Source organism: Luteibacter sp. KNZ12-1A (genome assembly GCF_056755675.1).
Genome location: NZ_JBPGXU010000137.1, coordinates 1 through 9,234 on the forward strand (window position 1 = coordinate 1; position 9,234 = coordinate 9,234).

Genomic DNA, 9,234 nt, shown 5'->3' on the forward strand with positions numbered 1-9,234 from the left:
AGATGTGTATAAGAGACAGAACGTCTACCCGCCCATGAGCACCCAGTTGCAGGATCTCGGCATCGCCCTGATGCAGGGCTACAAGGCGGAACACCTGCAGCCCGCGCCTGACCTGGTCGTCGTCGGCAATGCCATGACGCGTGGCAACCCCGCCGTGGAATACATGCTCGACGAAGGCCTGCGCTACATCTCCGGGCCGCAATGGCTGGGCGAGACCCTGCTCGGCGGGCGCGAGGTGCTGGCGGTGGCCGGCACGCATGGCAAGACCACGACCACCAGCCTGCTGGCGCACCTGCTCGAATCCGCCGGCCTCTCGCCAGGCTTCCTGATCGGCGGCGTGCCGGGGAACTTCGATGTCTCGGCGCGGCGTGGCGAAGGCAAGCCGTTCGTGATCGAGGCCGACGAATACGATTCGGCCTTCTTCGACAAGCGGTCCAAGTTCGTCCATTACCGGCCGCGCATCGCGATCCTCAACAACCTCGAATACGACCACGCGGACATCTTCCCCGACGTGGCGGCGATCCAGCGCCAGTTCCACCACCTGGTGCGCACCGTCCCGGGCAACGGCCGCCTGATCGTCAACGCCGAAGACGCCTACCTGGCCGAGGTGCTGGCGATGGGCGCGTGGACGCCGGTGGAGACTTTCGGCATCGACGCCGGCGACTGGCGCGCCGAACTGCTGTCCTCCGATGGCTCGCATTTCCGCGTGCACCGCGCCGGCATGCCGCTGGGCGAGGTCCGTTGGGAATCGCTGGGCCGGCACAACGTCATGAACGCGCTGGCCGCGCTCGCCGCGGCGACGGCGGCCGGCGCCGATCCCGTCGCGTTGCTGCCCGCCTTCGGCGACTTCGCGAGCGTGAAGCGGCGCATGGAACTCATCGGCACGGCGCGTGGCGTGACCGTATACGACGACTTCGCCCACCATCCCACCGCCATCGCCACCACGTTGGCGGGCTTGCGGGCGAAGGTCGGCGGCGCGCGCATCCTCGTGGCGCTGGAACCGCGTTCGAACTCGATGCGGCTCGGGGCACATGCCGAGGCACTCGCGCCTTCGCTGGCCGACGCGGACCGCGTGGTCTTCCTGCACCGGCCCGAGCTTGCCTGGGATGCGGGGAAGGTCACCTCCGCGCTAGACGGCCGCGGCGCCACCTCGCCCACCGTGGACGGACTCGTCGCGGCGCTGGCGGCGGAAGCACGCGACGGCGACCACGTCGTCTTCATGTCCAATGGCGGCTTCGAAGGAGCGCCGCGGCGCTTCTTCGCGGCGCTGGACGCGGGTTAGACTCACGGGCATGGCCGCGACCACGCCCGCGCTCGACCTTCCGCTGTTTCCCCTGTCGAACGTCCTCTTTCCGGGCGGTCACCTGCAATTGCGCATCTTCGAACCGCGCTACATCGACCTGGTGCGCGAATGCGCGCGCACCGGCCGGGCCTTCGGCGTGTGCATGATCCTCGAAGGCCGCGAGGCGGGGCAGCCCGCCGTCCCCGCCGCCGTGGGCACGCTGGCCACGATCACCGATTTCCACACCCGTGAAGACGGCCTGCTCGGCATCGTCGCCGAGGGCGGGCGGCGCTTCCGGGTGATGCGCACGCGCGTGCGTTCGGACGGCCAGGTGCGCGGCGACATCGCCACCTGGCAAGACGAGGAAACCATTCCCTTGCCGGCCGAGTTCGGCTTGCTGGCCACCATCCTGGAGCGCCTCTCCGAGCAGATGTCGCCACCGTGGCGCAACGACGTGGCGGCGAAGGCGGACGACGCGAGCTGGGTTGGGTTCCGTCTGTCCGAGCTGCTGCCGCTGGATCCGGACGAGTGCCAGCACATGCTCGAACTCGCCGATCCCCTGCAACGCCTTGCGGAACTGCGCGATATCCTTCCGCGTTTCCAACGTGCATGAGGCATCGGCCATGACGACGCTCGCCGGCAAGACGCTGTTCATCACCGGGGCATCGCGCGGTATCGGGCTTGCGATCGCCCTGCGCGCCGCGCGTGACGGCGCCAATATCGTCATCGCGGCGAAGAGCAACGTGCCCAATCCGCGCTTGCCGGGCACCATCCATACCGCCGCCGCGGAGATCGAAGCCGCCGGCGGCGTGGCCCTGCCGCTCAAGGTGGATATCCGCGAGGAAGCCGAAGTGCGCATGGCGGCCGCCACCGCCGCGGAACGTTTCGGCGGGATCGACATCCTGGTGAACAACGCCAGCGCGATCTGGCTGGCCGGCGTGGAGGACACGCCGATGAAACGTTTCGACCTCATGCACGAGGTGAACACGCGTGGCACCTTCCTCGCGACGCAGGCGTGCCTGCCGTTCCTCAAGGAAGCGGACAATCCACATGTGCTGATGCTTTCGCCGCCACCGAGCATCGATCCACGTTGGTACGCGCCGCACGTGGCGTACACCATCGCCAAATTTGGCATGAGCCATTGCGTGCTCGGCATGGCGCCGGAATTCGCCCCGATGGGCATCGCGGTGAACGCGTTGTGGCCGCGAACGGTGATCGCGACCGCTGCCATCGCCATGCTCGGCGACACGGTGCGTCCTGAGCATTGCCGCACGCCCGGGATCGTGGCAGACGCCGCTCACGCGATCCTCACGAAGCCGTCACGCGACTTCACCGGCCATTTCTGCATCGACGAAGACGTCTTGCGGGAAGAGGGCGTGCGCGACTTCGACCGTTACGCCGTCGCACCGGGAAATACGCTGTTACCCGACCTGTTTCTATGACTACGGCGTCAGCGATGGACTGCCGCTCGTCAGGCTAGCTCGTTTGGCGTATGGCCGCTTTCGGCAAGCGGGTATAACGTCGGGCCGGTCGTCGCTGCTGGGAATGCGGGCGGCGAAGTGGGGCTTGCCGGCCTGCAGGGGTGCCGGCGGCGGGTCCGAAGACGAGCCCGCGAAGCCGGCAGCAGGCCACGAAATGGTGAGGAGCAGGCATGTCGCGCGGGGAATCGACGGGACGTTGCGTCGTTTGGGTGGGTAGACCGAGCGTCGAGGAACACTTCGGGCTGATCCGGGCAGGCTGGCGAACGCTGGTCGCCGACCCGGCGCGCCAGGATGCGGAACCGCCCGAATGCGGCGACGCCGCCATCGCGGTGGTGGACTTGCGCACGAGTGCGCAAGCCGCGGTGCGAGTCCTCGCCGGGTTGCGTGAGTCGCATCCCGGCATGGTGTGGATCGGCCTGACCAGCGCGCGAACGCCGGCGCGCGATCCTTCCGTTCGCCATGTATTGCCGCAGGCGTTCGAGATCATCGACGGTCCTTCGTCGTTCGGCGCCTTGCGCCGCGCCCTCGCCCGCGTTCCCGGGGACAGGACGGCGGCTGTCGACGAGCAGCCCAGCATGCTGACCGGCAGCAGCCCGGCCATCCGCGCGCTGTCGCAGAACATCCGCAAGTTCGCGCCCGTGGAACTGCCCTTGCTGATCACGGGCGAGACCGGTACGGGCAAGGAGATGGCCGCACGCGCCTTGCACCAGATTTCCTCGCGCAGCGACCGCCCGTTCGCCGCGATCAATTGCGGCGCCTTGCCGGCCAACCTCGTGCAGTCGGAATTGTTCGGTCACGAGCGCGGGGCTTTCACGGGGGCCACCGCGCGGCGTATCGGCCACTTCGAATCCGCCGACGGCGGCATCGTCTTCCTCGACGAGATCGGTGACCTGCCATTGGACGCGCAGACCAACCTGCTGCGCGTATTGCAGGAGGGAACGATCGAGCGGATCGGCAGCTGCCAGTCGATCAAGGTGGATGTGCGCGTGCTCGCCGCGACCCATGTGGACCTGGAAAAGGCGGTCATGCAGGGGCGTTTCCGCGAGGACCTGTTCTACCGCCTCAACGTGCTGCGCCTGCGCATGCCGCCGCTTCGCGAGCGCCAGGGCGACATCGAAGTGCTGGCGCAGCATTTCCTCGACGCCTTCCGCGAGAGTTACGGAACGCGGGCCCGCGCGTTCAGTGCGAATGCGCGCAAGGCGATGAACGCGTTCGCATGGCCCGGCAACGTGCGCGAGTTGATGAACCGCGTGCAGCGCGCGGCGGTGATCGCCGAGGATGCGCTGATCACGCCGGAAGACCTGGAGTTGAGCCTGGACGCGACCGCTGGCGATCGTGACAGCCTGGGCAGCGCGCGCACCTCGGCCGAGCGCGAGGCGATCGTCGATTGCCTGCGCGCGAGCGCCTTCAACATCAGCGAATGCGCGCGCCGCCTGCGCGTTTCCCGCGTCACCGTCTATCGGCTTTGCAAGAAGCATCAACTGGCCCTCGATCAGTTGCGTTGACGGCACCGGTTCCACCCGCCCCGGAAAAGAAAACTCCCGGTCCTCGGAAGGACCGGGAGTCCCCATTCGTTCGTCCGGCTTGGCAGGGTCGTCGGGCGAGCGAACCACGCGGCTTCACAGGGCCTTGCCCCTGGATGGGAGCAAGCGTCGTGCCATCATGCCGATGCTTTGATTCGCAAGGAATTTTCCGCGACGACCCGGACGCCGGCCGTTCAGCCGGTGTAGCGACGTGTAACACGCCGTTGCAGGGGAGACACACGTCCCACGTTGTCGAGGCGCCCATCGCCTTATACGATGCGTTTTTCACGCGCGTGCATGCGCATCCATCCTTGCATGGGTTCCGGCGCCGCCGGAGCCGGGAGTCCGTTCCGATGTCGTCGCATCCTGTCGATCCCTCCGACCTTCTCGGCCTGGGCAAGCGTTACTGGCTGCCGGTCTACCGTCCGCGCGACGTCGTGCTCGACCACGGCAAGGGCGCGCGGGTGTGGGACACGCAAGGTCGGGACTACCTGGATTTCGGGGCCGGTATCGCGGTGAACTCGCTCGGCCACCAGGATCCCGACCTTGTCGCGGCGCTGGTCGCCCAGGCGCACAAGCTCTGGCACGCCAGCAATGTCTTCTATTCCGAGCCGCCCTTGCGCCTGGCGCAGGAGCTGGTGGACCACGCGCCGTTCGCCGAGCGCGTTTTCCTGTGCAATTCCGGCGCCGAGGCGAACGAGGCCGCGATCAAGCTGGTGCGCAAGTGGGCGGCTTCGCAGGGGCGTACCCCGGAAGAGCGGGTGATCGTCACCTTCAAGGGCTCGTTCCACGGCCGTACCCTCGCCACGGTCACGGCCACCGCGCAGCCGAAATACCAGGAAGGCTACGAGCCGCTGCCCGGCGGCTTCCGCTACGTGCCCTTCAATGATCCCGCGGCACTGGAAGAAGCGTTCGCCCAGGGAGGCGTCGCCGCCGTCATGCTCGAACCGGTGCAGGGCGAGGGCGGCGTGATGCCGGCCGCGCCGGGCTTCCTGAAGAAGGTGCGCGAACTGTGCGACGAGCACGGCGCGCTGATGGTGCTCGACGAGATCCAGTGCGGCATGGGTCGCACGGGCACGCTGTTCGCGCACAGCCACGACCACGTCACGCCCGATATCGTCACCCTGGCCAAGGCGCTCGGCGGCGGCTTTCCCATCGGCGCGATGCTGGCGGGACCGAAGGTGGCCGAGGTCATGCAGTTCGGTGCCCACGGCACGACCTTCGGCGGTAATCCGATGGGCGCGGCGGTGGCGCGCGTGGCCCTGGCCAAGATCGCTTCGCCCGCGGTGTTGCTCAACGTGGAGCGCCAGTCCAACGACATCCGCAAGGGCCTCGACAAGCTCAACCACGAATTCCAGCTGTTCTCGGAAGTACGTGGCCGCGGCCTGATGCTGGGCGCCGTCCTCGACGCGTCATACAAGGGCCGCGCGGGCGAGATCCTGGACATCGCCGCCGCCCACGGCCTGCTGATCCTCCAGGCCGGGCCGGACGTGCTGCGTATCGTGCCCCCGCTGACGATCACGGACGAAGAGGTGGCCGAGGGCCTGGAGCGCCTGCACGCCACGCTGGCCGAGTTCGCGCAGGAAGCGAAGGTCGCCTGATAGCGCCCGCATGCGGCAAGCACGTGTGATCGATGCAAGCACGTGTGGGAGCCGACCTTGTCGGCGATCCCGCGGCAGCGGGCAAGGGTGTCGCAAGCGCCCATCGCCGCTGAAGCGGCTCCCACAGTGATTCAGCCCCCTCAGTGAATCGGCCTCCCACAATGAATCGGCCTTCCACGGTGAATCGGCCTCCCACGGTGCGGCCGGATCGCGTTACAGCGCGGCGAACGCCGCCGCCGCCGCGTCGATCGTCGCCTCGATCTCCGCCTCGCCGTGCGCGCTCGACACGAATCCCGCCTCGAAGGCCGACGGCGCCAGGTACACGCCGCGTTCGAGCATGCCGTGGAAGAAGCGGTTGAAGGACGCCACATCGGCCACGGTGGCCTGTGCGTAGGTCTCCACCGTCTCGTTCGTAAAGAACAATCCGAACATCGCTCCGACGCGGTTCACGCTGAACGGAATGCCGGCCTTGCGCGCCGCGCCCAGGATGCCGTCGGTGAGACGCACGGTCCGTGCCGCGAGGTCGTCGTGGAAACCCGGTGCCTGGATCAGCCGGAGCATCGCGAGCCCGGCGGCCATGGCGACGGGATTCCCCGACAAGGTGCCTGCCTGGTAGATCGGGCCCGAGGGCGCGATCTGCTGCATCAGGTCGCGACGGCCGCCATAGGCGCCGACCGGCATGCCGCCACCGATGATCTTGCCGAAGCAGGTCAGGTCCGGGGTGATGCCATAGTGGGCCTGTGCCCCGCCGAGGGCGACACGGAAACCGGTCATCACCTCGTCGAAGATCAGCAGCGAGCCGTGTTGCGTGCACAGCTCCCGCAGCGCGGCGAGATAGCCGTCCTTCGGCGGAATGCAGTTCATGTTGCCGGCGACCGGCTCGATGATCAGACCGGCGATATCGTCGCCGTGCTCGGCGAACAGTTCCCGCGCCGCGTCGATATCGTTGTATGGAAGCGTGAGGGTGAGGTCGGCCGCGGCCTTGGGAACCCCCGGCGAGGTCGGCACGCCGAAGGTGAGGGCGCCCGAGCCGGCCTTCACCAGAAAGCTGTCGCCGTGGCCGTGGTAGCAGCCTTCGAACTTCACGATCTTGTTGCGGCCGGTGGCGCCACGGGCCAGGCGGATCGCGGACATCGTCGCTTCGGTGCCGGAGTTCACCATGCGGACCATGTCCACCGAGGGAACCAGCGAAACGATCGTCTCGGCCATGGTCACTTCCGCCGCGCAGGGCGTGCCGAAGGACAGGCCATCCCGCACCGCGCGCTCGACCGCTTCGCGTACCGCGGGATGGTTGTGGCCCACGATCATCGGCCCCCACGAACCCACGTAGTCGATGTAGCGCTTGCCTTCCACGTCCCACAGATACGCGCCGTCGGCGCGCGCGGTGAAGAACGGTTCGCCGCCGACCGACTTGAAGGCGCGCACGGGCGAATTGACACCGCCAGGCAGCAGTTGTCGGGCGCGGTCGAAGAGTTCGTGGTTCGTGGTCATCGAATGATTCCGGGGCGTGGGTCGAAAAGGTCGGCGAAACGGCGCGTCGCCGTCTGGATGTCGGGCGCGGCGAAAATGGCGGAGACCACGGCAAGGTAGTCGGCGCCCGCGTCGATCACGGCCTGCGCATTGTCGGCGCTGATCCCGCCGATCGCCACGACCGGAAGGCCCAGGGAGCGTGCCTGCGTCAATACGTCGTGTGGCGCGACCGGCGCGTGGGGCTTGGTCGTGGAGGGGTACATCGCGCCGAAAGCAAGGTAGTCGGCTCCTTCGGCGGCCAGCTGCCGGGCCCGTTCGATGGAGCCATAGCAGGAAACGCCGACGATCGCGTCCGGACCGAGCACGTCGCGGGCCTCGGCGATGGAGACGTCCTCACGGCCCAGGTGAACGCCGCCGCCGGTCTCGTGGGCGAGTGCGACGTCGTCGTTGACGATGAAGGGCACGCCGTAGCGGGCGCAAATGCGTGAAATCTCGTCGGCTTCGGAGCGACGCCGGTCGGTGTCGGCCGTCTTGTCGCGGTACTGCAAGAGGCGCGCGCCACCGGCGAGAGCGGCTTCCACGGCGGCGAAGAGATCGTCGCGGGGGCCGTCGGTGATGGCGTAGACGCCCTTGCCGGCGAGTGGGGATCGGAGGAGGGAGGTCATGGGGGTCCTTCGGAATGTGACGGCGCCGCGCTATCGCCGCCGCGCCGGGGGTGACAGAATGTGGGACTTTCCCGTTCCACGACAGTACGCAAAGCCATGAGCCAGAGCACCGAAACCACCCTTCGCAAATGGATGTGCGTCGTTTGCGGCTTCATCTACGACGAAGCCCTGGGGCTGCCGGACGAGGGCATCGAGCCGGGCACGCGCTGGGAAGACATCCCCGACACCTGGACCTGCCCGGATTGCGGCGTGACCAAGGACGACTTCGAGATGGTCGAACTGGACTGACGCCGCCGGCTCACAGCATCAAGGGATGGGGCTGACATCTTTTCGCCCCATTTCGCCAGCGTCAGCGCAGAAAAACCTGCTTCCATGGTTCCAGGGCCACGCAACGTGGCCGACTCGTGGAGGAAGCGGTCATGCAGCGATTCATTCCCTTCGACGACCAGTGGGACGAGCTTGCCGGCATCGATCCGGCGGCGCTCGTTCCCTATCACGTGGGTGTTCCCTGCCAGCACGGCCTTTCACCGGATCAGCGGATGGCGCCGGGCTCGCCCTCGACCGTGAGTGGCTCGCCCAGCTTCAGTCCCAGCTTGCCCGCGGTGCCTGCCGGCAATTCCAGGACATAGCGCGCGCTGCCGTCGCTGGGATAGATGGCGCAGGGATCCGCCTTGCAGGGTTGCGCGTTGAGCTGCATCGAGATCAGCTTGCGCTCCTTGTCGAAATACAGGATGTCGAGCGGGATGAGCGTGTTCTTCATCCAGAAGGCGCGCGGCTGTTCGTCGGTGAAGATGAACAGCATGCTGTGATCGGCCGCGAGCGACGTGCGATTCATCAATCCCAGCTCGCGCGACGCGTCGTCCGTGGCGAATTCGGTGGAGAACCGCTTCCCGTGCAGGGTGACGGAAGGCCCGGTGGCGGCATGCGCACCGAGGGTGAGCAGGAGCAGGGCGGCAGGAAGGAACCGCTTCATCATCGCCATACCTTATTAGTGTGAAGAGAGTCCGCGGAGTCTACCGCGCGAGTATTTTTCGAAAAGATGTCGGAACCCCCTTCACAGGGCTTCGGGCTCAGCCTATACTTTCAATCCCTCGCGACGAAAGCCTCCCATGCGAAGGGTTCCGCTCCGCTAACCACCTCGAAAAAAAGCATCACGAGGGTGTTGACGGAAAGGAAAAACGATATAGAATGGGCGGCTCACCTCGGGACGAA

At 67.2% G+C, this 9,234-nt stretch carries 9 protein-coding genes; 6 read left to right on the forward strand and 3 right to left on the reverse strand.

Annotated features, from left to right (window positions below; genetic code table 11):
• The first annotated feature begins 4 nt into the window (after window positions 1-4).
• The 5 genes from mpl to ACR9ZJ_RS17960 all read left to right on the forward strand — a co-directional run bounded on the left by mpl (window position 5) and on the right by ACR9ZJ_RS17960 (window position 5,887).
• Complete coding sequence (gene mpl, locus ACR9ZJ_RS17940; protein ID WP_481288530.1) at window positions 5-1,282, forward strand: UDP-N-acetylmuramate:L-alanyl-gamma-D-glutamyl-meso-diaminopimelate ligase; 1,278 nt, start codon at window positions 5-7, stop codon at window positions 1,280-1,282.
• 10 nt (window positions 1,283-1,292) lie between these two features.
• Window positions 1,293-1,895 (forward strand): LON peptidase substrate-binding domain-containing protein, encoded by a 603-nt coding sequence (locus ACR9ZJ_RS17945; protein WP_426285674.1) that lies wholly within the window; start codon window positions 1,293-1,295, stop codon window positions 1,893-1,895.
• 10 nt (window positions 1,896-1,905) lie between these two features.
• A complete protein-coding gene (locus ACR9ZJ_RS17950; protein ID WP_481288528.1) occupies window positions 1,906-2,724 on the forward strand; it encodes an SDR family oxidoreductase in 819 nt (272 codons plus the stop codon).
• Between the two features lie 209 nt (window positions 2,725-2,933).
• Window positions 2,934-4,268, forward strand: coding sequence for a sigma-54 interaction domain-containing protein (locus ACR9ZJ_RS17955; protein WP_481288529.1), 1,335 nt, complete (start codon window positions 2,934-2,936; stop codon window positions 4,266-4,268).
• Between the two features lie 371 nt (window positions 4,269-4,639).
• Window positions 4,640-5,887 (forward strand): acetylornithine/succinylornithine family transaminase, encoded by a 1,248-nt coding sequence (locus tag ACR9ZJ_RS17960; RefSeq protein ID WP_481282503.1) that lies wholly within the window; start codon window positions 4,640-4,642, stop codon window positions 5,885-5,887.
• A gap of 213 nt (window positions 5,888-6,100) precedes the next feature.
• Here the strand turns inward: ACR9ZJ_RS17960 and hemL are convergent, their stop codons facing one another.
• Together hemL and thiE are read right to left on the reverse strand one after the other, a co-directional pair.
• Entirely contained in the window at window positions 6,101-7,378 is a 1,278-nt protein-coding gene (gene hemL, locus ACR9ZJ_RS17965; protein ID WP_481282504.1) for a glutamate-1-semialdehyde 2,1-aminomutase, read from the reverse strand.
• A complete protein-coding gene (gene thiE / locus ACR9ZJ_RS17970; RefSeq protein WP_481282505.1) occupies window positions 7,375-8,022 on the reverse strand; it encodes a thiamine phosphate synthase in 648 nt (215 codons plus the stop codon). Before thiE ends, hemL begins: the two co-directional genes overlap by 4 nt.
• A gap of 96 nt (window positions 8,023-8,118) precedes the next feature.
• Here thiE and ACR9ZJ_RS17975 point away from each other — a divergent pair, with 96 nt between their 5' ends.
• On the forward strand, window positions 8,119-8,310 hold the full coding sequence (locus ACR9ZJ_RS17975) for a rubredoxin (protein WP_036116149.1): 192 nt from the start codon (window positions 8,119-8,121) through the stop codon (window positions 8,308-8,310).
• A gap of 244 nt (window positions 8,311-8,554) precedes the next feature.
• Here the strand turns inward: ACR9ZJ_RS17975 and ACR9ZJ_RS17980 are convergent, their stop codons facing one another.
• Window positions 8,555-9,004: a DUF192 domain-containing protein gene (locus tag ACR9ZJ_RS17980; protein WP_481282506.1), complete on the reverse strand. Its 450-nt coding sequence runs from the start codon at window positions 9,002-9,004 to the stop codon at window positions 8,555-8,557.
• Between the last annotated feature and the right edge of the window lie 230 nt (window positions 9,005-9,234).

Bases quoted from the DNA above. Each gene is read 5' to 3' on its own strand.
- ACR9ZJ_RS17960 (WP_481282503.1), top strand. From the start codon at position 4,640: ATGTCGTCGCATCCTGTCGATCCCTCCGACCTTCTCGGCCTGGGCAAG.
- thiE (WP_481282505.1), bottom strand. From the start codon at position 8,022: ATGACCTCCCTCCTCCGATCCCCACTCGCCGGCAAGGGCGTCTACGCC.
- ACR9ZJ_RS17955 (WP_481288529.1), top strand. From the start codon at position 2,934: ATGTCGCGCGGGGAATCGACGGGACGTTGCGTCGTTTGGGTGGGTAGA.
- hemL (WP_481282504.1), bottom strand. From the start codon at position 7,378: ATGACCACGAACCACGAACTCTTCGACCGCGCCCGACAACTGCTGCCT.
- ACR9ZJ_RS17950 (WP_481288528.1), top strand. From the start codon at position 1,906: ATGACGACGCTCGCCGGCAAGACGCTGTTCATCACCGGGGCATCGCGC.
- ACR9ZJ_RS17975 (WP_036116149.1), top strand. From the start codon at position 8,119: ATGAGCCAGAGCACCGAAACCACCCTTCGCAAATGGATGTGCGTCGTT.
- ACR9ZJ_RS17945 (WP_426285674.1), top strand. From the start codon at position 1,293: ATGGCCGCGACCACGCCCGCGCTCGACCTTCCGCTGTTTCCCCTGTCG.
- ACR9ZJ_RS17980 (WP_481282506.1), bottom strand. From the start codon at position 9,004: ATGGCGATGATGAAGCGGTTCCTTCCTGCCGCCCTGCTCCTGCTCACC.